Here is a 26,597-nt window from a genome sequence, read left to right on the forward strand (position 1 = left end):
GTATTAGGCACGCCGCCAGCGTTCATCCTGAGCCAGGATCAAACTCTCCAATAAAGTTAGTTTGTCTAGCATCTAAAATAAAAATTGACGTTTCACGTTGTTTGTTTCGTTTAGTTTTCAAAGTTCAACATCGCGTTTCAGCGACTTTTATAATATATCATACTATATTATTTTGGTCAACAAGTTTTTTTGATAAGTTGTATCTCTCATTTGCTGACTCTGCCTATTATATAGGCTTTCTCTTCCCTATGCAAGTATTATTATAAAAAAATAAAGAGAGGGAAAATCCCCTCTCTTATTCTTCTGAAGAAACCTCTTCACTCGTTTCTTCCTCTTCATCTTTTTGTGCTTTTGCTACCGTCGCTACCTCTTGGTCTTCCTCTAATCGAATTAGACGAACACCTTGTGTATTACGTCCCATTTGAGAGATTTGATCAACTGGCATACGAATAATAACGCCTGCCGCTGTAATTAACATAATATCTTCTTCACCTGTAACAGACTTAACAGCTACTAATTTACCGTTCTTATCTGTAATGTTACAAGTTTTCAGACCTTTACCACCGCGACTTTGCAGACGGTATTCATCAATCGGTGTACGCTTTCCGTAACCATTTTTCGTTACAATTAGAACATTTACATCCTCTTCGACAATTTCCATACCTACAACTTGGTCTTCATCGCCCAACGTAATAGCTTTAACACCTGCAGCATTACGTCCCATAGAACGAACATCTTGTTCATTGAAACGAATTAGCATACCGTTACTTGTCCCGACAATAATATCCTTATCACCCGATGTTAAACGTACAGATATTACTTCATCCTCTTCACGAAGAGAAATTGCAATTAAACCATTTGTACGTATATTTGCAAATGATGAAAGTGGCGTTCTCTTAGAAACCCCTTGTTTTGTCGTAAAGAATAAGAACTGATCGTCACCAAATTCACGAATCGGAATAATAGCGTTAATCCACTCACCCTTATCTACCCCTAATAGGTTAATAATTGGTAGTCCTTTTGCAGTACGACTATACTCTGGAATTTCATATCCTTTCGTACGGTATACTTTACCCTTGTTTGTAAAGAATAAAATATGATCATGAGTAGACGTTGTTAATAAATGTTCAACAAAGTCATCATCATTCGTACCCATTCCTTGCACACCACGTCCCCCACGGTTCTGTGTTTTGTACGTAGAAGCTGGTAACCTCTTAATATAACCGTTATGAGTTAACGTAATCGCAATGTTTTGTTCAGGAATTAAATCTTCATCTTCAATAAATTCCATACCGCCAATTGTAATTTCTGTTCGTCTCTTATCATTGAAACGCTCTTTTACTTCTGTTAATTCTTCACGAATAATCTCAAGAACTTTTTCTTCATCTGCTAAAATCGCTTTTAATTCAGCAATTAACTTCATTAAGTCTTGATATTCTTGCTCAATTTTTTCACGTTCTAATCCAGTTAAGCGTTGCAGACGCATATCTAAAATCGCTTGCGCTTGTTTCTCACTTAAACCAAAACGTTCCATTAAGCCTTGCTTTGCAATATCTGCCGTTTTTGAACTACGAATTAACGTAATAACTTCATCAAGATGATCTAAAGCAATTCGTAATCCTTCTAAAATATGAGCACGTGCTTCTGCTTTTTCTAATTCATAAGCAGTACGTCTACGAATTACTACCTTCTGATGCTCTAAATAATGATATAGATTTTGTTTTAAATTTAGTACTTGTGGCTCCCCATTTACAAGAGACAACATATTAATACCGAAACTTGTTTGAAGCGCTGTATGTTTATATAGATTGTTTAATAGTACGTTTGCATTAGCATCACGACGTACTTCCATGACAATACGCATACCATTACGATCTGATTCATCACGTAAATCTGTAATACCTTCAATTTTCTTATCGCGAACTAATTCTGCGATTTTTTCAATTAATCGCGCCTTATTAACTTGATAAGGTAGTTCAGTTACGATAATAGATTGTTTACCGTTTGACTTCTCTTCAATTTCAACCTTAGCACGAAGCATAATGGAACCGCGACCTGTTTCATAAGCTCTTCGAATTCCACTTCTTCCTAAAATTAAACCTGCCGTCGGAAAGTCTGGACCAGGAATATATTCCATCAATTCTGCGATAGTAATATCAGGATTATGACTTAATGCCAGCACACCATCAATTACTTCGCCAAGCTGATGCGGCGGTATATTTGTTGCCATACCAACAGCAATACCTGTTGTACCGTTTACTAATAAATTAGGGAAACGCGCTGGTAGTACTATCGGTTCTCTTTCGGAACCATCATAGTTATCTTGATAATCAATTGTATTTTTTGAAATATCACGTATTAATTCCATAGAAATCTTAGACATTCTTGCCTCTGTATAACGCATTGCTGCTGCTGAATCTCCATCTACAGAACCGAAGTTACCATGCCCATCTACAAGCATATAACGTTGACTAAAATCTTGCGCCATACGTACCATTGTTTCATAAACGGCTGAATCACCATGAGGGTGATACTTACCGATTACTTCACCGACAATACGTGCTGATTTCTTATACGCTTTATCAGCTGTAATTCCTAAATCATTCATCGCATATAAAACCCTACGATGCACAGGTTTTAATCCATCACGAACATCTGGTAATGCACGAGATACGATAACACTCATTGCGTAATCTAAAAATGAGGTACGCATTTCATGACTAATATTAATTTCTCGAATTCGTGCTTGTTGTTGATTGTCTGACATCAACGAGCACCTCCTCTTACATTTCCGTTACACATACATTGATTTATATGTAGAAGACAGGAATACTTAGATTCCTGTCATTACTCATTTAAATATCAAGGTTCTTCACGTATTTTGCATTCTCTTGGATAAAGTTACGACGCGGTTCTACTTTATCACCCATTAAAATTTCAAACGTTTCGTCTGCTTCTATTGCATCTTGAAGAGAAACTTGAAGTAACGAACGTACTTCTGGATCCATTGTCGTCTCCCATAGCTGAGTTGGATTCATCTCCCCAAGACCTTTATAACGTTGAATTCCTGGTTTCGGCTGGGCTGGTAGCTCAGCTAAGATTTTTTCAAGTTCCTTATCGTTGTAAGCATATTGAATTTTTTTACCTTGTTGTATTTTAAACAATGGCGGCTGTGCAATATAGATATAACCACACTCAATTATTTGACGCATATAACGATAGAAGAACGTTAATAATAGGGTACGAATATGTGCACCATCAACATCGGCATCGGTCATAATAATAACTTTATGATAGCGTGCTTTTTCAATATCGAAGTCTCCACCAATATTTGTACCGATTGCCGTAATAATTGTACGAACTTCATCATTTGATAAAATCTTATCTAAGCGCGCCTTTTCCACATTAATAATTTTACCCTTCAGCGGTAAAATTGCTTGGAAATGACGATCGCGTCCTTGTTTTGCAGATCCACCCGCAGAATCACCCTCTACGATGTAAATTTCACTAATTGCTGGATCTTTCGAAGAGCAATCAGCTAATTTACCAGGTAAACTTGAAACTTCTAACGCACTCTTTCGACGTGTCAATTCACGCGCTTTTTTCGCAGCTACACGTGCACGTGCAGCCATCGTACCTTTTTCTACAATTTTTCGCGCTACATTAGGATTTTCTAGTAAGAACTTTTCAAATGCCTCTGAGAATACAGACTCTGTAATTGTTCTCGCTTCACTATTCCCAAGTTTTGTCTTCGTTTGTCCTTCAAATTGTGGATTTGGATGCTTGATTGATACAATTGCTGTTAAACCTTCACGAACATCCTCACCAGTTAAATTACTGTCCGCATCTTTTAAAATGCTATTTTTACGACCATAGTCGTTGATTACACGAGTTAAAGCTGTTTTAAAACCTACCTCATGTGTACCACCTTCATACGTATGGATGTTATTCGTAAATGAGTAAATATTATTTGTGTATCCTTCGTTATATTGAAGAGAAACCTCAACCTGAATACCATCTTTTGAACCTTCTACGTACACAGGCTCTTCATGAATCGGTTGTTTTGAGCGATTTAAATGCTCAACGTATGATTTAATTCCACCTTCGTAATGGAATTCTTTCTTTTGCTTATGTTCACGTTTATCTTCAATTGTTAATTTAATATTACGATTTAAAAACGCTAATTCACGCATACGAGTTGCTAGCGTATCAAAATCGTATACTGTTGTTTCTTGGAAAATTTCCGGATCTGGTTTAAATCGAGTTATTGTTCCTGTTTGATCGGTGTCACCAATGACTTTTAAATCCGCAACCGGAATACCTCTTTCGTATTTTTGGTAATGGATTTTACCTTCACGATGTACAAATACTTCTAATTCTGTTGATAGAGCATTTACAACCGATGCCCCAACACCATGTAAACCACCAGAAACTTTATAACCGCCACCGCCAAATTTACCACCGGCGTGGAGAACAGTCATAATAACTTCTACAGCTGGACGTCCCATTTTTTCTTGTATACCAACCGGAATACCACGCCCATTATCCGTTACACGAATACTATTATCTTCTTCGATACTAACATTAATTTCATCACAATAACCTGCAAGTGCTTCATCAATACTATTATCTACGATTTCCCAAACAAGATGGTGAAGCCCTTTTCCACTTGTAGATCCAATATACATACCAGGGCGTTTCCGAACTGCCTCTAGTCCTTCAAGCACCTGTATCTGACTTTCATCATATGCATTTTCTTGCATTTGCTTTTGTTCCATTGACACAAAGATCACCTACTTTTCCATTTAAACAGGGGTTATTCCCTATCTATTTCACAATCTACAGTGCCGTTCGTTACATGAATTGTTTTCGCTTCTTTTAATGTTTCGTGTTCAATTCCGTCGACACTCGTCGTTGTAACAAATGTTTGCACTTTTCCTTGAATTGTATTTAAAAGATGTGATTGACGATAATCATCTAATTCTGATAAAACATCATCCAACAAAAGGATTGGATATTCTTTAACCTCTGAATAAATCAATTCAATTTCAGCTAATTTTAGGGATAGTGCGGTCGTTCGTTGTTGTCCTTGCGAACCAAAGACTTGAACATTTTTACTATTAACGAAGAATTGTAAATCGTCACGATGAGGACCAATTAAAGTCGTACCACGGAAAATTTCACGTTGTTTCACAGATTGAAAACTTTCATAGTATACTTCTTTTATTTTCGACAAATCCATTGATTCTGATACATCTACACTTGGTTTATAGACAATTTCTAACTCTTCTAATCCACGGCTTATACCTCGATGAATTGGAGCTGCCCATTCCTGTAGCAAATGCAAAAATCCAAAACGTTTTTGCAGTATTTTCGCACCATGCTCAATTAGTTGAAGTGTAAATACATCCAACATCGTTTCCTCATTCTTACTATTCCCTTGCATTTTTTTCAACAAGTGATTTCGTTGCGTGAGCACCTTTTGATATTGACTTAATTCATACAAATATACAGGAGCTATTTGTCCTAATTCCATATCTAAAAAGCGTCTTCTTACTTGAGGGCTTCCTTTTACAAGATTTAAATCTTCTGGGGCAAACATGACAACGTTCATCACGCCAATATATTGACTTAACTTTTGTTGTTCAAGTTGATTTAATTTTGCCTTTTTACCTTTTTTCGAAATATTTAATTCCAAAGACAAAGAACTGTTTCTTTTTTGTAATTTCCCTTTTATTTGACCAAAATCTTCATCCCAGCGGATAAGTTCGCGATCATTAGAGGTTCTATGAGATTTCGCCATCGCTAAAACATAAATAGCTTCCATCAAATTTGTTTTCCCTTGCGCATTTTCGCCGATAATTACATTTACCTTATCTTCAAAGGAAAGCTCTAATTTTTCATAATTGCGATAGTTTTTTAATTGTATTTCTGAAATAAACAAAGGGCTCCCCCTTTATGCCTGAACTTGGAAAGTTCCGCTTCCTGGAATTTCAATAACATCATTCGCATATAGTTTGCGACCTCTTCTATTTTCAAGTTCGTTGTTCACGTACACTTCATATTCTTGTAAAAACCATTTTACAGCGCCACCTGTATCAATTACATCAGCTAACTTTAAAAATTGTCCTAGTGTAATATACTCTGTTGAAATTTTAATACGTTTCATAAAATCGCTCACTTTCTGAAAGTGTTCATTCTTTCATTGTACTAAATAAACTAGCATTAGGAAAGTAATACCCAAAAATCAAATAAGGGCCACTAGCATCTTTAAACTAGCAACCCTTATTCCTTACCTAGTAAGTACGAACCGGTAAAATTAATTGAATAATTGAATCATCATTTACTGTACGAATTAAGAACGGTCTCATCGCCCCAGTAAAGCTAACTTTAATCTCTGTACTATCCAAAGCTTTCAATGCATCCATCATATATTTTGCACTAAAAGATATTTTTAACTCTTCTCCATCTACTTTTTCGCATTGTACTTCTTCGACAACTTTTCCGATTTCTGGTGAATTCGAAGAAATCTCTAGCATTTCTTGCTCTAAAGTTGATAATTTAACAACGTTATTGCGGCCATCTCTCGCTAATAGTGAAGCACGATCAATTGCTTGTAGGAATTCTTTTGTATTCACAAAAATATCCGTTTTACTCTCTGCTGGAATTAAACGTGTCGTATCAGGATAATTTCCTTCTAACAATCTTGAGAAGAATAATAAATGTTTTGTACGGAATAATACTTGATACTCCGTAATAACGATATCCACCATTTCTTCAGACTCATCTAGAATCTTACTTAATTCATTTAAGCTCTTACCTGGGATAACAACATTAGCTTGAAATTCATCTGCAATATTATGTCCTTCGATTTTCGCTTTTCGAAGTGCTAGTCTATGACTATCTGTTGCAATACAAGTTAACTCGCTGTTATATACCTTCCAGTTTACACCTGTCAAGATCGGTCTTGTTTCAGAAGTAGAAACTGCAAATACAGTTTGTCTGATCATATGCTTAAGTAAATCCGTTGGTATCTTAAATACATGATGTTCTTCAATCTGTGGTAATAACGGATATTCTGCAGAATCTAAACCATTTAAGTTAAATTCTGATTTTCCAGATTTTATTTTTGTCATAAAATGATTTTCCACAGAAATTTCGACAGTGTCTTTAGGTAGTTTTTTTACAATCTCACTAAAATATTTTGCCTGTAAAACAATGCTTCCTGATTGAGCTATTTCTACGATTTCTTTTCCATTTTCTTCGACTGGAATAAACGATTCAATAGAAATATCAGCATCGCTTCCTGTTAATGTAACCCCTTCTTCAGTAGCTACAACTTTAATTCCTGTAAGGATAGGGATTGTTGTACGAGAAGAAACTGCCTTCATTACATCTTGTACACCTCTTACAAGATAGTCTTTTTGTATTGTAAAACGCATAAAGAAAAACCTCCGGTAAGTATAAGATTTTATTTAATTAATAAAGATAAAAAATAGTAGTAATAGTAATAGGGCTTGTGGATATGTGGATAACCCCGCTAAAGGATGTAAAAACAGTCTATCTACATGTGGATAGACTGTGCGTAAAACAAGGTAAGTTATTCACACTATTCAGCTACTACTTTAAAATACCATTAATTTCTTCAACTTGCTTTTGTAATTGCGTATCGGTTTTTAGTAGTTTAGAGATTTTTTCATGGGCATGGATAACTGTTGTATGATCACGTCCACCAAATTCTTCACCTATTTTTGGTAAAGAGGAATCTGTAAGCTCGCGCGATAAATACATTGCAATTTGGCGAGGAAACGCAACTGATTTTGTACGTTTTTTCGCTTTAAAATCTTCTAATTTCACTTGATAAACGTCCCCGACAGCTTTTTGAATATCATAAATAGAGATAATTTTCGGCTTAGAATTTGGAATAATATCTTTAAGTGCTTCAGCTGCTAAATCAGCATTAATATCTTTATTAATTAAAGATGAATAAGCTACAACTCGGATAAGTGCACCTTCTAATTCACGAATATTTGAATCAATTTGATTTGCGATATAAAGCATAACTTCATTTGGTATATCAAGCCCTTCAGCTTTTGCTTTTTTGCGTAAAATCGCAATTCGTGTCTCTAAATCTGGCGGCGTAATGTCTGTAATAAGTCCCCATTCAAAGCGGGAACGAAGACGATCTTCTAAAGTTGGAATTTCTTTTGGTGGTCGGTCACTAGAAATTACAATTTGTTTACTTTCTTCGTGTAATGCGTTAAATGTATGGAAAAACTCTTCTTGAGTCTGTTCTTTTCCAGCAAGAAATTGAATATCATCTATCAATAAAACATCTACGTTACGATATTTATTACGAAAATCAACAGCTTTATTATCACGAATAGAGTTAATAAATTCATTTGTAAATTTTTCTGATGATAAATATACAACTTTTGCATTTGGATTATGTTCAATTACATAATGACCAATTGCGTGCATTAAATGTGTCTTTCCAAGTCCAACTCCCCCGTAAATAAAGAGTGGATTATACGCTTTAGCTGGCGCCTCAGCTACAGCTAATGAAGCTGCATGGGCAAAACGGTTACCAGAGCCAATAACAAATGTATCGAATGTATATTTTGGATTTAACATGCTCTGTGGTAAATGAGCTGAATCATCTTGTGCTGGATTCGGCTTAACTGGAGGCAGATCAATGTCCTCTTCAGCTTGACTTTGGGGAATAATAAAGCGAATTGCTAATTTTGCCCCTGTTAAATCGTATAGTGTTTCTGAAATTAGTTCGGAGTAATGAGATTCTAGCCAGTCACGAGCAAATTCATTCGGAGCTGTAATCGTTAATACGTCTTTCTTCAAGTTATGAGCCGTTGTGGATTTTAACCATGTCTCATAACTAGGCTTGCTTACCTTTTTTTCTAATTCTTTTAAGGCACTATTCCATAAATCAGAGATATTTTCCAAAGGTGTCCCTCCTTTACTAAGTTGGTAAAAGAATAAGGTTGTGCAACAAATGTACAACCTAATAAATATAAAATGTATATTTATACGAAACGTATTTTAAAACCTAAAAACGTCGTTTGTATATGAGATAGGGTTTTCGACAAAAAAAGCAAATGTGGACAACTATTTACCCACATGTGATTAAAACTGTCCACATGTTATACACAAATTGTGGATAAGATAAAGATGTGGAAAACTTATTCAAAGTGAAAACACAACTATAATATCAAAAAAAAGTGGCTATAGCAATGAATTTAAGAAAGTTATCCACAAAATCAATACCTTGTGGAATAAACTTGTCCACAACACGATATACTGTGTAAAAGTGCGAAAAAAGTTTGTGGATATAAAAAGCGCGAAAAAATATTTATCCACAAGGAAATATAGGTGCTGTGAAAAAGTATGTGAATAGGTTCAAAATGAATATTTGATGAAAATTTCTAGAACCATTGACATTTTCCTAGTTAATTAACTATAATTTATAGGACTGTCTTTAACAGATATTCCTCAGGGAGGTGTCATATAATGAAAAGAACTTACCAACCAAATAAACGTAAGCGCAGCAAAGTACATGGTTTCCGCAGCCGTATGAGCACAGCGAACGGACGTAAAGTGCTAGCAGCTCGTCGTCGTAAAGGAAGAAAAGTATTATCTGCGTAGACCACTGATCGTTCAGTGGTCTTTTTTTCTAATAATAGTGAATTTCCGCTGATGAAATACAGGAGTGTCAATTGATATGAAGAAAAAACATCGTATAAAGAAGAATGATGAATTCCAGGCGGTTTTTCAAAAAGGAAAATCAAATGCAAATCGTCAGTTTGTTGTATACCAATTAGATAAAGAAGAACAGCCAAACTTTCGCATCGGCCTTTCTGTTAGCAAGAAAATAGGAAATGCAGTAGTTCGTAATCGAATTAAGCGCATGGTCCGTCAGGCTATTACAGAGTTAAAAGATGAGATAGCTTCTGGAAAAGATTTTGTTATAATAGCAAGGAAGCCTTGTGCAGAGATGACATATGAAGAAGTAAAGAAAAGCTTAATTCATGTCTTTAAACGCTCTGGTATGAAAAGAATAAAAAAGTAGCGTAAGGAAATGAATTACACTATATACATACCGATACAAGGAGGAGTAGGCTTTGAAAAAGAAATTAGGTTTACTAGCCATGGTCGTTGCATTAATGGCGATTGCCACCGGTTGTAGTGAAACGGGTCAGCCGATTACATCGAAAAGTACTGGGATTTGGAATGAATATTTCGTATATCCGCTTTCTCAGTTAATCACGTATTTTGCCGACTTATTTAACAGTAATTACGGTTTAGCAATTGTTATTACAACTCTTATCATTCGTTTTGCATTATTACCATTAATGATTAAACAAACAAAGAGTACAAAGGCAATGCAAGCGTTACAACCAGAAATGGTGAAGTTAAAAGAGAAATATAGTTCTAAAGATCAAGCAACACAGCAAAAACTACAACAAGAAATGATGCAGTTATATCAAAAGAATGGTGTAAATCCATTGGCAGGATGTTTACCGATATTTGTTCAGATGCCTATTTTATTCGCGTTTTATCATGCGATTATGAGAACAGCTGAAATTAAACAACATAGTTTCTTATGGTTCGATTTAGGACATGCAGACCCGTTCTATATCTTACCAGTCGTTGCAGCAATTACGACATTTATTCAGCAAAAGCTTGCAATGGCAGGAACAGCTGGTCAAAATCCACAAATGGCAATGATGCTTTGGCTTATGCCGATTATGATTTTAATCTTTGCAATTAACTTCCCAGCTGCATTATCACTTTACTGGGTTGTTGGTAATATCTTTGGTATTGCTCAAATGTACTTTATTAAAGGGCCAGAGATTAAGGCTGGTAAGGCTGGAGGCTCAAGCAAGTGAGTGTAATTACTGCTAAAGGACAAACAGTCGAGCTGGCAGTAGAGGATGCTTTAAGGCAATTAAATACATCAAAAGATCGAGTAGATATAAATATTGTCGATGAGGGTAAAAGGGGATTCTTAGGTTTATTTGGGAATCGCCCTGCAGTAGTAGAAGTTGTATTGAAGAAAGATCCAATTCAAGAATGTGAAGAATATTTAAGAAATGTTATTCACGATATGGGTGTGGAAGTCGAGATTAGTAAAATTGTAAAAGGACGCGAAATCGAATTTACAATTTCTGGTGATAATGTAGGTGTTTTAATTGGGAAAAGAGGTAATACATTGAACTCTTTACAGTATTTAACAAAACTTGTCGCGAATCGTAACACGAAGCAGTATATCGGTATTACACTAGATGCTGAAAATTATCGTAGTAAAAGAAAAAGTACGTTAGAATCACTTTCTTATCGATTAGCGAAACAAGTATTTAATACGAAAAAAAGAGTTATTTTAGAACCGATGCCATCTTTTGAACGAAAAATTATTCATCAGGCATTATCAAATCATCAAGGTATCAATACAACTTCTGAAGGAAATGAACCACATCGGCATGTTGTAATATCTCCTAAATGACCGGTTGCTCAAATGAGTGCCGGTTTTTTTGAGCGGAAAATAGATGTGGATAACTAAAAAACACTAAACTTATCCACTGTGAATAAGTTTAGTGTTTTTTACATGGGGATATAATAAAATGAGTTATTCTTCTTTTGTAGATAGGTTCGTTATGGTATCCTAATAATTTAGTGAAAGAAATAATCATGTTGAAATAGAGATAAATAAGCAAGTGAGGTGAAAGGACATGGAATTTGATACAATTGCTGCGATTTCCACAGCGCTTGGAGAGGGTGCAATTGCCATTGTTCGAGTAAGTGGTGATGATGCGGTTGAGAAAGTTGATCGTATTTTTAAGGGGAAGGATTTAACAGAGGTTCCTTCTCACACTATTCATTATGGTCATATTGTTGATTTAGATACAAATCAAGTTATTGAAGAAGTTATGGTGTCTATTATGCGCGCACCAAGGACTTTTACACGTGAAAATATAGTGGAAATTAACTGTCACGGTGGACTTGTTTCAGTAAATAAAGTATTGCAACTTATTCTAGCACAAGGAGTACGATTGGCAGAACCGGGCGAATTTACAAAACGTGCTTTTTTAAATGGACGTATCGACTTATCACAAGCAGAAGCTGTTATGGATTTGATTCGAGCAAAAACAGATCGTGCGATGAATGTAGCAATTAATCAAATGGAAGGGCGATTATCTAAATTAATTGGTCTTTTGCGTCAAGAAATATTAGAAACATTAGCTCATGTTGAGGTAAATATAGATTATCCAGAATACGATGATGTAGAAGAGATGACACATAATATTTTAATTGAGAAAGCGACGCATGTTCGTTCGGAAATCGAAAAAATATTAGAAACATCAAAACAGGGGAAAATTTTACGTGAAGGTATTGCTACAGCAATTATCGGTAGACCTAACGTTGGGAAATCATCGTTATTAAATAGTCTTGTTCAGGAGAAAAAGGCAATTGTAACTGATATTGCAGGAACAACTCGTGATGTTATTGAAGAGTACGTTAACGTGCGTGGTGTACCTCTTAAACTTATAGATACAGCCGGTATTCGGGAGACAGAAGATGTTGTTGAACGAATTGGTGTGGAACGTTCAAAAGAAATGATGAGCCAAGCGGATTTAGTATTAGTTGTTGTCAACTATAGCGAGGCTTTAACAAATGAGGATGAAGATCTATTCCGTGCGGTACAAGGAAAAGACTTTATTGTTATTGTGAATAAGACTGATTTACCGCAAGCGATTGATATGGAACGTGTTACAGAGTTAGCCGCGGGAAATCGTGTTATTACAACATCCTTAATTGAGGAACAAGGAATAGATGAACTCGAAAAGGCAATAGCTGATTTATTCTTTGAAGGAACAATCGATTCTGCAGATATGACATATGTTTCTAATGCGAGACATATTGGATTATTAACACAAGCAGGAAAAACAATCGGTGATGCAGTTGAGGCGATTGAAAATGGTGTACCAATTGATATGGTACAAATTGATTTAACAAGAACGTGGGAAATACTTGGTGAAATTACTGGGGACACAGTGCATGAAAGCTTAATTGACCAGTTGTTCTCTCAATTTTGTTTAGGAAAATAATATAGTGAAGTTGTAGAAAGATAGAGATTATTAGGAGGAATAAACAATGGGATACAATGCCGGTTCATACGATGTCATAGTAATCGGTGCAGGTCATGCAGGATGTGAAGCTGGTCTTGCGGCAGCACGAATGGGCTCAAAAACATTAATGTTAACAATTAACTTGGATATGGTAGCATTCATGCCATGTAACCCTTCTGTTGGTGGACCAGCAAAAGGGATTGTTGTTCGTGAAATTGATGCATTAGGCGGAGAAATGGGACGTAATATTGATAAAACTCATATTCAAATGCGTATGCTAAATACAGGTAAGGGACCAGCCGTACGTGCACTTCGAGCGCAAGCTGATAAATTCGCTTACCAACATGAATTAAAGAAAACAATTGAAGAAACACCAAACTTAACGTTGTTCCAAGGAATGGTAGAGCGTTTAATCGTTGAAGAAGGTGTATGTAAAGGGGTAGTTACACAAGCTGGTGCAGAATATACAGCAAAAACCGTTGTAATTACAACTGGAACATTTTTACGCGGCGAGATTATCATGGGCGACTTAAAATATTCAAGCGGTCCAAATAATCAGCAACCGTCTATTACATTATCTGAGCATTTAGAGGAACTTGGATTTGATCTTGTTAGATTTAAAACAGGGACACCTCCGCGTGTAAACAGTAATACAATTGACTACAGTAAAACAGAAATTCAACCAGGTGATGATAAGCCACGTGCGTTCTCTTTTGAAACAACGAAATTTATTATGGATCAAATTCCATGTTGGTTGACATATACAAGTACAGAAACACACCGTTTAATAGATGAAAATTTACATCGTTCAGCTATGTATTCTGGTATGATTAAAGGAACAGGCCCTAGATACTGTCCTTCTATTGAAGACAAAGTAGTAAGATTTAATGATAAACCACGCCATCAAATTTTCTTAGAGCCAGAAGGGCGTAATACACAAGAAGTATATGTACAAGGTTTATCCACAAGCTTACCAGAAGATGTACAACGTGACATGCTTAGAACAATTCCAGGCCTAGAAAATGTTGAAATGATGCGTACAGGTTATGCAATTGAATATGATGCAATTGTGCCAACACAACTATGGCCAACACTTGAAACGAAAAAGATTAAAAATTTATATACAGCAGGACAAATTAATGGAACTTCTGGTTACGAAGAGGCGGCAGGACAAGGGCTTATGGCTGGAATTAATGCAGCATGCCGTTCTTTAGGTAAAAAAGAAGTTGTTTTAGGTCGCGAGGATGCTTATATTGGCGTCTTAATTGATGATCTTGTAACGAAAGGTACAAATGAACCATATCGTTTATTAACGTCTCGTGCAGAATACCGTCTATTATTACGCCACGATAATGCTGATCTTCGTTTAACTGAAGTTGGTCGTGAAATTGGATTAATTAAAGAAGAGCGCTATGAGCGATTTACAAATAAAAAATTACAAATTGAACAGGAAAAGGAACGTTTAAGCAGCATTATTATTAAACCACGTCCTGAAGTTCAAGAATTAATTCGCAATATTGGCGGAAGTGAATTGAAAGATGGAATACGTGCAAGTGACTTATTACGTCGTCCAGAGATGACATATGAGCATATTCATCTTTTAGTACCAAGTGAAGTAGAATTAAGTGATGAAGTTAAAGAACAAGTTGAAATTCAGATTAAGTATGAAGGGTATATTGAAAAATCTTTACAGCAAGTAGAGCGTATGAAGAAAATGGAGAGTAAAAAAATCCCTGTAGATATTGATTATGATGCGATTTCTAGCCTTGCTTCAGAAGCTAGACAGAAATTGAAAGATGTTCGTCCACTTTCAATGGGACAGGCTTCACGTATTTCTGGCGTAAATCCAGCGGATATTTCCATTTTACTTGTGTATATAGAACAAGGAAAAATTGCACGCGTATCGAACCAATAAATAGTAAGGAGATATTGCTAGATGAACATAGAACAATTTCAATCTATGCTAGAAGAGAAGGGAATCACCCTCTCTTCTAGACAGTTAGAGCAGTTCAAAATCTACTTTGAAACATTAGTAGAGTGGAATGAAAAAATGAACTTAACGGCTATTACAGAAAAAGAAGAAGTATATTTAAAACACTTTTTTGATTCCATTACAGCTGCTTTTTATTATGATTTTTCAAAACCATTCTCAATTTGCGATGTTGGTGCAGGGGCTGGATTCCCAAGTATTCCTTTAAAAATTTGTTTCCCGCATTTAAAAGTAACAATTGTAGATTCGTTGCAAAAACGTATTAATTTCTTAAATCACTTAGCCCAAAAGTTAGAATTAAGTGATGTTGCATTTTGTCACGATCGTGCTGAAACATTTGGGAAAAAAGAAGGTGTACGTGAATCATACGATATTGTAATGGCACGTGCAGTTGCGCGTCTTTCTGTATTAAGTGAGCTATGTTTACCGCTTGTAAAAGTTGGAGGAACATTCATTGCAATGAAAGGTGCAGCAGCAAACGAAGAAATTGAAAATGGCAAGTATGCTTTAGAGGTGCTAGGCGGAGAGTTAAAAGAGATGTCTACGTTCCAATTGCCGTTTGAAGAGAGTGAACGTAATATTTTATTAATCGAGAAAAAGCGCAAGACACCAAAGAAATATCCACGCAAACCGGGAACACCCAATAAATTACCTATTGAAAAATAAATCTTATTAGACGTAAGATTAAATTATATAAATGAAAACGTAAATGTTTCATAGGAAACATTTTATGGAGAATAGTCAATAGGCCTAAAAGGTGGTGGAATATGTATGAAAAATACGTTTTCTCGTTTATTTGGCTTTGGAGATAAAGAGAGCGAATTCGAATTACAAGACGAAAGCCATGAAGAGATAGATAAAAAGGTATATGAAGAAATACAAGAAATTCCGATAGTAAATATTACCCCTAATCGTTATCAACCAAGAACAGTTTTTGATGATGCGCGTATTGATGAGCTAGCATTAACAATTCGTACACATGGACTTATTCAACCGATTGTTGTAAGGCAATATGAGGATGATAAGTACGAGATTATTGCTGGAGAAAGACGTTTTCGCGCGGCAACAAAGTTAGGTTGGGAAAAGGTTCCTGCAATTATAAAGAATTTAAATGATACAGAGACAGCTTCTGTAGCTTTAATTGAAAACTTGCAACGTGAGGAACTAACGGCAATCGAGGAAGCTGTGGCATATCAAAAGCTGATTGAGTTACATAATTTAACACAAGAAGCATTGGCACAACGACTTGGAAAAGGACAATCTACAATCGCAAATAAGTTGCGCTTGTTAAAGTTGCCTGAAGAAATAAAAAGTGCATTATTAGAAAAAAGCATTACAGAACGTCATGCCCGCGCTCTCATTCCTTTAAAAAATGAGGAATTACAACTGAAGGTTTTACAGGAAATTGTTGAGAAACAACTAAATGTAAAGCAAACAGAAGAACGAATTGCGAAGTTACTAGAGGAAGCGAAACCGAAGCGTAAGGCAAAGCAAAAAGCAGTAAGTCGAGATACGAGGATTGCTATGAATACAATTAGACAATCTTTACAAATGGTTACTGAAAGTGGTTTGAATGTTAATTCTGAGGAAGAAGAATTTGATGAGTACTATCAAATTACAATTAAAATTCCAAAGAAAAAATAATAATGACGTGCTAGAGACCTTATCCTATTGGAGAGGTCTCTTTTACTATATTTTCTTGTTAAATGAAGAAGGAGTTTAGAAATAAATTTTGAAGTTTAATAAAGGACGTAAAAGAAAAAGTTTTATTTCATGTTACAATAAACGTAATTGTTACTAGAATAAGATAGAAAGGTTGAAAGTAGGTGACATCATGGGAAAAATCATTGCTATTGCTAATCAAAAAGGCGGTGTTGGAAAAACAACAACATCTGTTAATTTAGGGGCTGGATTGGCGCAAGTAGGTAAAAAAGTCCTTCTTGTAGATATTGATGCTCAAGGAAATGCAACGACTGGTGTGGGAATTGAAAAATCTGAATTAGATCAATGTATTTACAACGTTCTTGTGGAAGATGCAGATGTTCAAGGGGTTATACAGAAAACCGCAACTGAAAACTTAGATGTTCTACCCGCTACAATTCAATTGGCTGGTGCTGAAATTGAATTGGTACCGACTATTTCCCGGGAAGTACGTTTGCAAAGAGCATTACAGCCAGTTCGTGATGAATATGACTATATTATTATCGACTGTCCCCCATCTTTAGGGTTATTAACGATTAATGCATTAACAGCAGCAGATTCTGTTATTATTCCTGTACAGTGTGAATATTACGCACTAGAAGGGTTAAGTCAGCTATTAAATACAGTTCGACTTGTACAAAAACATTTAAATAAAAATTTAGCAATTCAAGGTGTATTGTTAACAATGTTGGATGCCCGTACAAATTTAGGGATTCAAGTTATAGATGAAGTGAAAAAGTATTTTAGGGATAAAGTATATCGCTCGATTATTCCGCGTAATGTACGCTTGAGCGAGGCTCCAAGTCATGGGAAACCTATTATGCAGTATGACGCTAAATCAAGAGGAGCAGAAGTGTATATAGATTTAGCAGAGGAAGTGATTGCAGGTGGCTAAAGGATTAGGAAGAGGAATTAATGTGTTTTTTCCTGATTTAGATGTGAAAGAAGAGGAAACAATTCAGGAGATTCTTGTAACTGAATTAAGGCCGAATCCATATCAACCGCGTAAACACTTTAATAAAGAGGCGATTCAGGAATTAGCAATTTCGATTAAGGAACACGGTATTCTACAACCATTAATTGCTAGGAAGAGTATTAAAGGATATGAAATTGTTGCAGGTGAAAGACGATTTCGTGCTGCAAAAGAGGCTGGTTTAGAAAAAGTACCTGCGGTTGTAAGACAATTAACTGAACAGCAAATGATGGAATTTGCTTTGTTAGAAAACTTACAACGAGAAGATTTAAATCCTATGGAAGAGGCAATGGCATACCAGATGTTAATGAATGAGCTAAATGTAACGCAAGAACAATTAGCGAAACGTCTTGGTAAAAGCAGACCTTACATTGCAAATTATACTCGGTTATTAAGCCTACCTTCTTTCGTACAAGATATGATTGCAAATGGTCAACTTTCAATGGCTCATGGGAGAACTTTACTTACGATAAAAGATGAAGAACAATTGAAGTCCTTATTGAAACGCATTGAAAAAGAAGGATTAAATGTTCGTCAATTAGAGAAAATCGTCCAAGAGATTAATCAACACGTTTCACGTGAAACAAAAAAAGTGAAAAAAGAGCGAAATATATTTTTCGTAGAACGTGAAACGTTCTTAAGAGAAAAGTTTGGCACAGATGTGAAAATTAAAGAGACGAAAAAAGAAAAAGGTAAAATCGAAATTGAATTTTTTAATAAAGAAGATTTAAATCGTATTTTAGAACTATTAGCACAGAAAAATTAAAAAGCAAACCATCTTATTATTTATAGATGGTTTGCTTTTTTTAATGCGGATAATTTTTGATCCGTCTCTTTTATACTTTTTGCGATTACATCAGCCATTTTCATGACTAAACTTAATCTTGTATTTTGAAGAACGAAAAACTCCATAAACCCATTTAGATTGACGATACCGTGTATGTGCAAATCACCAACTGCAGGTAATTTCTTATTCATAGCAGCTCCAGGTTTACTAGGTCCCTTTCCAGTAGTGATTGATCCGATATTTTGGGACTTTCCTAAACATGCATCAACAGCAATTATAAATGCAGCAGGATATTCTTTCTGTATATTCTGAATTTTCTCTTCTAAATTTAGCGCATGTACTGGCTCATCTAGTGTACCGAATACTTGGAGGTTTTGGATGTCTATTTGTTCAAGTTTTGTACCAACTAATGGGCCGAGTGCGTCACCTGTAGAGCGATCTGTGCCGATACAAACGAGAATGAGTGGTATATTAGTTTTAATAGGAATATGGGTAAGTAAGAAATTACTGATTATCTCAGAGGCTTCTAGATCTTGGTGCATAACGTTTTGAGTTTCTTTCTCAAAAAATGGTAAGCGAAAACTTCCAATATTCATGAAGCACCCATCCTTTTAATAAATTTTCAATATATGTTATATGGTGAGGAAAATGGAAAGTTATAAGTGCATAATTTTTGCAAAATGTGAATGAAAACGGAAATAATAGTACTAGTATATATATATTCGTTCCATTTTATACCTGGATGTCGGGGATAAAATAGGATTAAAATCATAAAATTTTTTCAGCAATTAGGGGACTTCTGATACAATAATAAGGGTAACTAAAAAGAAATTTTAGCTAGAGAGGTAGAGGTACATGGATTTATTAGCGAAGTGGTTTAATTCTATGAAACAGTATTTATTAGATGCTGATCGTTGGGCTCATATTGGAGTTGCGACATTAAAAATATGTATTATTTTAACAATTGGTGCAGTTGTTGTGCGAATTGCAAGGGCGGTTGTACGAAATGCGTTCCGGATGGGGAGTCGTTCTCCAATTCAAATTTCAGAACGTCGTACAGTTACAGTAGCGAAATTACTTGAAAATATTGTAGCGTACGTTGTTATGTTCATTATGCTAATTGCGATTTTAGGTGTGTTTGATATTAATGCATCAGGTTTATTAGCGGGTGCTGGGGTAATTGGTTTAGCAGTCGGATTTGGTGCTCAAAGTTTAGTGAAAGACGTTATTACAGGTTTATTTATTTTGTTAGAAGATCAGTTTTCAGTTGGCGATTATGTTAAAATCGGTCAATTTGAAGGAGTCGTTTTAGAAATTGGACTTCGTACAACGAAAGTAAAGAGTTGGACAGGTGAAATTCATACTTTACCAAATGGAAGTATTATTCAAGTTACTAACTACTCAGTTAGTAATAGTGTAGCGTTTGTTGATGTATCTATTTCATATGAGGCTGACATTGCGAAAGCAGAGCAAGTTATTGAAGATTTATTAGTAGAATTACCTTCAAAGTACGAAAAAATGGTAACAACGCCTCAATTATTAGGTGTGCAAACATTAGCAGCATCAGAAGTTATATTACGTGTTATTGCTGAAGTAGAACCGATGCAACATGCAGTTATTGCAAGGGCACTTCGTAAAGAGATTAAAAATCGTCTTGATTTACATGGAATTGAAATTCCATATCCACGTATGGTTTTATATAATCGTGAAGAATTAGTTAGTGGAAAAGCAATTTAGTATGGAGAGGAGTTTGGAGAATGGAGCAAAAGGAATATAACTTGTATGATGTTGTGGAAATGAAGAAAGCCCATCCATGTGGCGAGAATCGTTGGAAAATTATTCGTATGGGAATGGATATCCGCATTAAGTGCGAGGGGTGTGACCATTCAGTAATGATTCCTCGAAGAGAGTTTGATCGTAAGGTGAAAAAAATACTTGTGAAGCACGAAGAATAGAGGGAGAGTAACAGTTACAGTAGGTAACTGTTACTTTTTTTCGTTTGGCGGAAACTTGTCATTTTTTTCGTTACTATCTATAATGATGAAAGATTGAGACATAGGAGTGAAAAATATGGGATTAACGGCTGGGATTGTTGGATTACCTAACGTAGGGAAGTCCACTTTATTTAATGCAATTACACAAGCAGGAGCAGAATCTGCGAACTATCCATTCTGTACAATTGATCCAAACGTAGGGATTGTAGAAGTACCAGATGAGCGTTTAAATAAATTAACGGAATTAGTAGAACCGAAAAAGACTGTTCCGACTGTATTCGAGTTTACTGATATTGCAGGTATCGTAAAAGGTGCTAGTAAAGGTGAAGGTTTAGGAAATAAATTCTTATCTCACATTCGTCAAGTAGATGCAATTTGCCAAGTTGTTCGTTGTTTTGAAGACGAAAATATTACGCACGTTTCAGGGAAAGTAGATCCAATTGATGATATTGAAACAATCAATTTAGAGCTAATTTTAGCGGACTTAGAGTCTGTTGATAAGCGTATCGAGCGTGTTGCGAAATTAGCAAGACAAAAAGATAAAGAAGCGGTATATGAGCATGAAATTTTAGTTCGTTTAAAAGAAGCTTTTGAAGAGGGAAAACCAGCTCGTACTGTTGAATTTACAGAAGAGCAGATGAAGATTGTTAAAGGCCTTCATTTACTTACAACAAAAGAAATGTTATACGTAGCGAATGTAAGTGAAGACGATATTATCGATCCTTCGGAAAATAAATACGTACAAATGGTAAAAGAATTTGCAGCAAATGAAAATTCTCAAGTAATCGTTGTATGTGCAAAAATCGAATCAGAAATCGCTGAATTAGACGAAGAAGAGAAAAAAGTATTCCTTGAAGAATTAGGAATTGAAGAGTCTGGTTTAGATCAATTAATTCGTGCAGCATATGACCTATTAGGACTTGCTACTTACTTTACAGCTGGCGTTCAAGAAGTACGTGCTTGGACATTTAAACAAGGAATGAAGGCACCACAATGTGCTGGTGTTATTCATACAGACTTTGAGCGTGGATTTATTCGTGCAGAAACAGTTTCTTACGATGACTTAATGACAAACGGTTCTATGACAGCTGCAAAAGAAGCTGGAAAAGTACGTTTAGAAGGAAAAGAATATATCGTAAAAGACGGAGATGTTATGCACTTCCGTTTTAACGTTTAATTTAATATTTCCTAGGAAAAATAAAGATATGAGCTTGGCAAATATATTATATGTTTGCCAAGTTTTTTATGTATTGGTGAGTTGATTCATATAACTTACTATGATATAATCTAAACTCGTGAGTAATTACTATAAATTAATTGCTCCTTGCCCATTACGGGCCGTTTAGACCAAAAGGAGGTGAAAGTGTAATGAGAAAGTACGAAATTATGTACATCATTCGTCCTGGCGTTGAAGAAGAAGCTCAAAAAGCTTTAGTTGAACGTTTTGCAGGTGTTTTAACAAACAATGGTGCAGAAATCATTAACACGAAAGAGTGGGGTAAGCGTCGTTTAGCTTACGAAATCAACGACTTACGTGAAGGTTTCTACATGATCTTAAACGTGAAATCTAACGCAGAAGCGATTAACGAATTCGACCGTTTAGCTAAGATCAACGAAGACATCCTTCGTCATATCGTTGTTAAAGAAGAAGAAAAATAATTGATATATAAGGGAGAGTGGTTCGATTGATGAATCGTGTTATCCTCGTTGGTCGTTTAACTAAGGACCCTGACTTACGTTACACGCCCAATGGTGTTGCAGTAGCTACTTTTACGTTAGCTGTGAATCGCGCATTTGCCAATCAACAAGGTGAGCGTGAAGCTGACTTTATTAATTGTGTAATATGGCGTAAACAAGCAGAAAACGTAGCAAATTATTTGAAAAAAGGTAGCTTAGCAGGCGTAGATGGACGTCTTCAAACTCGTAATTACGAGGGACAAGATGGTAAACGTGTATACGTAACAGAAGTTCTTGCGGAAAGCGTGCAATTTTTAGAGCCGCGTAATGGCGGTGGGGAGCAACGTGGTTCATTTAATCAGCAACCATCAGGAGCTGGTTTCGGTAACCAAGGCTCTAACCCATTTGGTCAATCTAGTAATTCAGGTAACCAAGGTAACTCTGGATTTACGAAGAATGACGATCCATTTTCAAATGTAGGTCAACCGATCGACATTTCCGACGACGATTTACCGTTCTAATACAGTAAATTTGTTAGTTTTAACAAAGAATGGAGGGAAATAGACATGGCAGGACGCAAAGGTGGACGTGCGAAACGTCGTAAGGTGTGTTTCTTCACAGCTAACGGCATCACTCGCATTGACTATAAAGATGTTGATTTATTAAAACGTTTCGTTTCTGAGCGTGGTAAAATTTTACCTCGTCGTGTAACAGGAACAAGCGCAAAATACCAACGCAAACTTACAGTTGCAATTAAACGTGCTCGTCAAATGGCACTTTTACCATATGTTGGTGAATAATAGCGTATGAAATGCACAGTAGAGTGGGACTCTACTGTGCATTTTGCTATGCTTTTCTTTTTGAAAGAGAGGTTAAAATGTGAAACAAACAAAGTTTATTACAGAAGGTGCAGCATTATTAGCTATATATGCAATTTTATTGCTTATATCTATGTATGTTCCGATTTTGGGTACAGTTGTAACTTTTGCGTTGCCGTTACCATTTATACTATTAATGATAAGACATAAACTATCTAATGTGCTCGTGGTTTTTGTAGCAGCACTTTTTGTTACTATTATTGTGAGTCAACCGCTGAATTTAGTGAAGACAATTATGTTTGGATTGATAGGGATTGTTTTAGGATATATGTATAAAACAAGAAAAAAGCCAGTGGAAATCTTAATAGCGGGGACGCTTGCATACTTAATTGGTTTTGTAATTATTTATGTTGCGAGTATAAAGTTTTTCAACATAGATATAATGAAGCAAATGCAAAGTATGTTTAGTGAAAGTATGGCGAAAAGCGAAAAGATAGTAAGTGCTACTGGCATGCCGATTAGTAAGGAACAAAAAGAGTTACTTGCACAAATGAATGATATATTACAATCGTTACTTCCAAGTATACTTGTGCTAGTTTCAGTATGTTTTTCTTGGATTACAGTGATAATATCAGGTAGTGTTTTGAAAAAGTTAAAACATGAAGTTATATCTTGGCCTAAATTTAAAGATATACAATTACCAAAGAGTATCATTTGGTATTACGTTATATTTATTTTGTTAGCAACTTTTATAAAAGTAGAACCAACATCATATTTACATATGGTATTTTCTAACCTAAATGTCATATTTGCACTATTGCTTGTACTGCAAGGTCTGACATTTATCGCCTTTTTAGCGTATAGAAAAGGTTTTACTAAAGGGGTTCCTATTATTAGTTTTATTGCATGCATGTTTATTCCGATGCTGTTTCCTCTTGTGACAATCTTAGGTATAATTGACTTAGGGATTTCATTGCGTTCTAAAATAGGGGGATAAAATAATATTCCTTATACTATTTTAATCTGTTTAACTAACTGGAAGGTAAGTTAGTTTTACTTTATAGGAGTTGTATACATGCCTGAATTTGATAAGAAACAGTGGTTTTTATATCCTGTTTATGTATTGGCATTTTTTGTGTTTGTGCTCATTTCAATTCTCTGTTATTTTCATTTAATTATGGGGATAGCTGCTTTTGTCATTTTTTGTATCGTATTCTTTATCGTTATACGATTTGAACTTAATTTTCAAAGGAATTTCGAAAAGCATACGACAGATATGATTACAAGAGTAAAGAAAGTAAGTAATGAAGCATTTAACCAAATGCCGATTGGTATTTTGTTATACAATAAGGATTATGGGATTGATTGGGCAAATCCTTATTTATCTTCATGTCTGGGACAGCATGCATTAGCTGGATGGCACCTTTACGATGTATCAGAAACATTACTTCTTTTCATTAAAGGAGAAACTTCTGATGATATAGTCTCTTTAAATAATCGAAAGTTTCGCGTTTTTGTAAGGAAAGAAGAAAAGTTAATTTATTTCTTTGATGTAACGGAACAAACAGAAATCGAAAAGATGTACGAGGATCAAAGGACTGTTTTAGCTGTCATCTATTTGGATAATTATGATGAAGTTACACAAGGATTAGATGATCAATTACGTACGAATATAACAAGTCTTGTGACATCGCGACTAAATGAATGGGCACTTAAGTATGGTGCGTATTTAAAACGTGCATCTTCAGAAAGATTCTTCGTTGTGCTAAATGAAAGTATTTTGACGCAGATGGAGAAAGGGAAATTTAGCATTTTAGATCAGGTGCGTGAAGAAACATCTAAAAGGAATATACCACTTACATTAAGTGTGGGTGTCGGATCAGGTGATTTACCTTTATCAGAGCTTGGAGCAATGGCTCAATCTGGTTTAGATCTTGCGCTTGGGCGCGGGGGAGACCAAGTAGCTATTAAACAAGCGACAGGTAAAGTTAAGTTCTATGGAGGTAAGACAAATCCGGTTGAAAAACGTACCCGTGTACGTGCCAGGGTCATTTCGCATGCGTTAAAGGATTTAGTATTAGAAAGTAGTAATGTCATTATTATGGGGCATAGGGCTCCCGATATGGACGCAATTGGTGCTGCGATTGGTATTTTAAAAGTGGCTCAATTAAATGAGCGTAAAGGATATATTGTGTTAGATGAAAATGATTCCGATAAAGGAATTAAGCGTTTGATGGACAAAGTGAAACAAAATGAGGAGTTATGGTCTCATTTTATTACTCCAGAGCAAGCGATGGAATTTGCAAATGATGAGTCGTTACTTGTTGTTGTCGATACGCATAAACCTTCTATGGTGATGGAGCAAAAACTGTTACATAAAATTGAAAATGTGGTAGTTATTGATCATCATCGCCGTGGAGAAGATTTTATTGAAGACCCATTGCTAGTTTATATGGAACCATATGCTTCTTCAACGGCAGAATTGGTTACAGAATTACTTGAGTATCAACCTAAAAATTTAAAGATGACAATGTTAGAAGCGACGGCATTGTTAGCGGGTATTATTGTCGACACGAAAAGTTTCACATTCCGGACAGGGGCTCGTACATTTGATGCTGCTTCTTATTTACGCTCACATGGTGCAGATACTGTACTTGTACAAGAACTTTTAAAGGAAGATATGGATCAGTATTTACGGGTTGCAAAAGCTATAAAAAATGCGTACATTTATAAAAATGGAATTGCGATTGCTAAAGTTGATAGTGATGATTACTACGATCAAGTGCTTATTGCGCAATCGGCAGACACGTTATTAACGATGACAGGGATTATTGCATCATTTGTTGTTGCGAAACGTGGCGAGAATCTCATTGGAATTAGCAGCAGGTCTTTAGGTGAAGTGAATGTGCAGCTAATTATGGAAAACTTAGGCGGTGGCGGGCATTTGACGAATGCAGCCACACAGATGAAAAATGTTACAGTAGATGAAGCTGAGGAGAAGCTTCGATTTGTTATTGATGACTATTTACAGGGAGGCACACAATCATGAAAGTAATTTTTCTAAAAGACGTAAAAGGTAAAGGTAAAAAAGGAGAAGTAAAAAACGTACCAGATGGCTATGCAAATAACTTCTTACTAAAACAAGGATTAGCTGCTGAAGCAACAAATAGCAGTATGAAAACTTTAGAAGCTCAAAAGCGTAAAGAAGAAAAAGATGCAGCAGCAGAGCTTGAAAATGCAAAAGAGTTAAAAGAGACTTTAGAGAAATTAACTGTAGAATTAAAGGCGAAATCTGGAGAAGGTGGCCGTTTATTTGGTTCTATTACAAGCAAACAAATCGTAGATGCAATGCAAAAATCACACAAGATTAAACTTGATAAACGTAAATTTGAAATGGACGATGCAATCCGCGCGTTAGGTTATACAAACGTTACTGTGAAATTGCATCCACAAGTAACAGCAACAGTAAAAGTTCATGTTAGTGAACAATAAAAATAAATTAAGCAAGGAGGATT

The 26,597-nt window shown here is 35.6% G+C and carries 27 protein-coding genes; 20 read left to right on the forward strand and 7 right to left on the reverse strand.

The features are described 5' to 3' along the window. A partial coding sequence (locus MR112_RS09190) for a hypothetical protein (RefSeq protein ID WP_230090770.1) occupies window positions 1–266 on the forward strand: 266 nt, incomplete at its 5' end. 29 nt (window positions 267–295) lie between these two features. On the opposite strand, the gene gyrA is transcribed toward MR112_RS09190, so the two are convergent. The 6 genes from gyrA to dnaA form a co-directional block, all read right to left on the reverse strand. Next, entirely contained in the window at window positions 296–2,767 is a 2,472-nt protein-coding gene (gyrA, locus tag MR112_RS09195; protein ID WP_001282864.1) for a DNA gyrase subunit A, read from the reverse strand. An 88-nt stretch (window positions 2,768–2,855) separates the two neighbouring features. Next, a complete protein-coding gene (gene gyrB / locus MR112_RS09200; RefSeq protein ID WP_000435982.1) occupies window positions 2,856–4,778 on the reverse strand; it encodes a DNA topoisomerase (ATP-hydrolyzing) subunit B in 1,923 nt (640 codons plus the stop codon). A gap of 38 nt (window positions 4,779–4,816) precedes the next feature. Next, on the reverse strand, window positions 4,817–5,944 hold the full coding sequence (recF, locus tag MR112_RS09205; RefSeq protein WP_242244898.1) for a DNA replication/repair protein RecF: 1,128 nt from the start codon (window positions 5,942–5,944) through the stop codon (window positions 4,817–4,819). A 12-nt stretch (window positions 5,945–5,956) separates the two neighbouring features. Then, entirely contained in the window at window positions 5,957–6,169 is a 213-nt protein-coding gene (gene yaaA / locus MR112_RS09210) for a S4 domain-containing protein YaaA (RefSeq protein ID WP_000821364.1), read from the reverse strand. A gap of 127 nt (window positions 6,170–6,296) precedes the next feature. Beyond that, window positions 6,297–7,442 carry a DNA polymerase III subunit beta gene (gene dnaN / locus MR112_RS09215; protein ID WP_001212886.1) on the reverse strand — a complete coding sequence of 382 codons (1,146 nt, stop codon included), beginning with the start codon at window positions 7,440–7,442 and terminating at the stop codon, window positions 6,297–6,299. A 178-nt stretch (window positions 7,443–7,620) separates the two neighbouring features. Beyond that, window positions 7,621–8,961, reverse strand: coding sequence for a chromosomal replication initiator protein DnaA (gene dnaA, locus MR112_RS09220; protein ID WP_000428017.1), 1,341 nt, complete (start codon window positions 8,959–8,961; stop codon window positions 7,621–7,623). Between the two features lie 564 nt (window positions 8,962–9,525). Between dnaA and rpmH the strand changes: the two genes are divergently transcribed. From rpmH to spo0J, 10 genes are all read left to right on the forward strand, one after another. Next, window positions 9,526–9,660, forward strand: a complete 135-nt coding sequence (rpmH, locus tag MR112_RS09225; protein WP_000831901.1) for a 50S ribosomal protein L34 — start codon at window positions 9,526–9,528, stop codon at window positions 9,658–9,660. Between the two features lie 76 nt (window positions 9,661–9,736). Next, window positions 9,737–10,084: a ribonuclease P protein component gene (gene rnpA, locus MR112_RS09230; protein WP_000726619.1), complete on the forward strand. Its 348-nt coding sequence runs from the start codon at window positions 9,737–9,739 to the stop codon at window positions 10,082–10,084. A gap of 52 nt (window positions 10,085–10,136) precedes the next feature. Next, window positions 10,137–10,904: a YidC family membrane integrase SpoIIIJ gene (gene spoIIIJ, locus MR112_RS09235; protein ID WP_242244899.1), complete on the forward strand. Its 768-nt coding sequence runs from the start codon at window positions 10,137–10,139 to the stop codon at window positions 10,902–10,904. Next, complete coding sequence (jag, locus tag MR112_RS09240) at window positions 10,901–11,518, forward strand: RNA-binding cell elongation regulator Jag/EloR (RefSeq protein ID WP_000111516.1); 618 nt, start codon at window positions 10,901–10,903, stop codon at window positions 11,516–11,518. Before spoIIIJ ends, jag begins: the two co-directional genes overlap by 4 nt. Window positions 11,519–11,744: 226 nt before the next feature. Further along, complete coding sequence (mnmE, locus tag MR112_RS09245) at window positions 11,745–13,121, forward strand: tRNA uridine-5-carboxymethylaminomethyl(34) synthesis GTPase MnmE (RefSeq protein WP_000393757.1); 1,377 nt, start codon at window positions 11,745–11,747, stop codon at window positions 13,119–13,121. 46 nt (window positions 13,122–13,167) lie between these two features. Further along, window positions 13,168–15,057 (forward strand): tRNA uridine-5-carboxymethylaminomethyl(34) synthesis enzyme MnmG, encoded by a 1,890-nt coding sequence (mnmG, locus tag MR112_RS09250; protein ID WP_000541031.1) that lies wholly within the window; start codon window positions 13,168–13,170, stop codon window positions 15,055–15,057. A 21-nt stretch (window positions 15,058–15,078) separates the two neighbouring features. Then, a complete protein-coding gene (gene rsmG / locus MR112_RS09255) occupies window positions 15,079–15,798 on the forward strand; it encodes a 16S rRNA (guanine(527)-N(7))-methyltransferase RsmG (RefSeq protein ID WP_001019628.1) in 720 nt (239 codons plus the stop codon). Between the two features lie 105 nt (window positions 15,799–15,903). After that, window positions 15,904–16,776 (forward strand): nucleoid occlusion protein, encoded by an 873-nt coding sequence (gene noc, locus MR112_RS09260; protein ID WP_000799016.1) that lies wholly within the window; start codon window positions 15,904–15,906, stop codon window positions 16,774–16,776. Window positions 16,777–16,966: 190 nt separating this feature from the next. After that, window positions 16,967–17,728, forward strand: a complete 762-nt coding sequence (gene soj / locus MR112_RS09265) for a sporulation initiation inhibitor protein Soj (protein ID WP_000516114.1) — start codon at window positions 16,967–16,969, stop codon at window positions 17,726–17,728. Next, window positions 17,721–18,572, forward strand: a complete 852-nt coding sequence (gene spo0J / locus MR112_RS09270; RefSeq protein WP_001051832.1) for a stage 0 sporulation protein Spo0J — start codon at window positions 17,721–17,723, stop codon at window positions 18,570–18,572. Before soj ends, spo0J begins: the two co-directional genes overlap by 8 nt. A gap of 20 nt (window positions 18,573–18,592) precedes the next feature. Here spo0J and yyaC read toward each other — a convergent pair whose 3' ends face one another. Beyond that, window positions 18,593–19,189, reverse strand: a complete 597-nt coding sequence (yyaC, locus tag MR112_RS09275; protein ID WP_048656326.1) for a spore protease YyaC — start codon at window positions 19,187–19,189, stop codon at window positions 18,593–18,595. A gap of 259 nt (window positions 19,190–19,448) precedes the next feature. Here yyaC and MR112_RS09280 point away from each other — a divergent pair, with 259 nt between their 5' ends. The 9 genes from MR112_RS09280 (at window position 19,449) to rplI (ending at window position 26,574) form a co-directional block, all read left to right on the forward strand. Beyond that, complete coding sequence (locus MR112_RS09280) at window positions 19,449–20,330, forward strand: mechanosensitive ion channel family protein (protein ID WP_000364814.1); 882 nt, start codon at window positions 19,449–19,451, stop codon at window positions 20,328–20,330. 20 nt (window positions 20,331–20,350) lie between these two features. Beyond that, the gene (locus MR112_RS09285) at window positions 20,351–20,548 is read left to right on the forward strand and encodes a DUF951 domain-containing protein (RefSeq protein WP_000435485.1); all 198 of its coding nucleotides are present in this window, start codon (window positions 20,351–20,353) and stop codon (window positions 20,546–20,548) included. A gap of 115 nt (window positions 20,549–20,663) precedes the next feature. Next, on the forward strand, window positions 20,664–21,764 hold the full coding sequence (gene ychF, locus MR112_RS09290) for a redox-regulated ATPase YchF (RefSeq protein ID WP_000524657.1): 1,101 nt from the start codon (window positions 20,664–20,666) through the stop codon (window positions 21,762–21,764). Window positions 21,765–21,955: 191 nt separating this feature from the next. Further along, a complete protein-coding gene (gene rpsF, locus MR112_RS09295) occupies window positions 21,956–22,246 on the forward strand; it encodes a 30S ribosomal protein S6 (protein ID WP_001233778.1) in 291 nt (96 codons plus the stop codon). A 26-nt stretch (window positions 22,247–22,272) separates the two neighbouring features. Beyond that, window positions 22,273–22,785 (forward strand): single-stranded DNA-binding protein, encoded by a 513-nt coding sequence (gene ssb, locus MR112_RS09300; RefSeq protein ID WP_000981966.1) that lies wholly within the window; start codon window positions 22,273–22,275, stop codon window positions 22,783–22,785. Window positions 22,786–22,830: 45 nt separating this feature from the next. Beyond that, window positions 22,831–23,064: a 30S ribosomal protein S18 gene (rpsR, locus tag MR112_RS09305; RefSeq protein WP_000918873.1), complete on the forward strand. Its 234-nt coding sequence runs from the start codon at window positions 22,831–22,833 to the stop codon at window positions 23,062–23,064. A gap of 79 nt (window positions 23,065–23,143) precedes the next feature. After that, window positions 23,144–24,079 carry a YybS family protein gene (locus tag MR112_RS09310; protein ID WP_074555684.1) on the forward strand — a complete coding sequence of 312 codons (936 nt, stop codon included), beginning with the start codon at window positions 23,144–23,146 and terminating at the stop codon, window positions 24,077–24,079. A 78-nt stretch (window positions 24,080–24,157) separates the two neighbouring features. Then, window positions 24,158–26,131 carry a DHH family phosphoesterase gene (locus tag MR112_RS09315; RefSeq protein ID WP_001113785.1) on the forward strand — a complete coding sequence of 658 codons (1,974 nt, stop codon included), beginning with the start codon at window positions 24,158–24,160 and terminating at the stop codon, window positions 26,129–26,131. Beyond that, the gene (rplI, locus tag MR112_RS09320; protein ID WP_000864228.1) at window positions 26,128–26,574 is read left to right on the forward strand and encodes a 50S ribosomal protein L9; all 447 of its coding nucleotides are present in this window, start codon (window positions 26,128–26,130) and stop codon (window positions 26,572–26,574) included. Before MR112_RS09315 ends, rplI begins: the two co-directional genes overlap by 4 nt. Window positions 26,575–26,597 lie beyond the last annotated feature (23 nt).

Origin of the sequence: Bacillus cereus group sp. BfR-BA-01330 (assembly GCF_022663885.1) — a bacterium.
GTDB lineage: Bacteria > Bacillota > Bacilli > Bacillales > Bacillaceae_G > Bacillus_A > Bacillus_A cereus.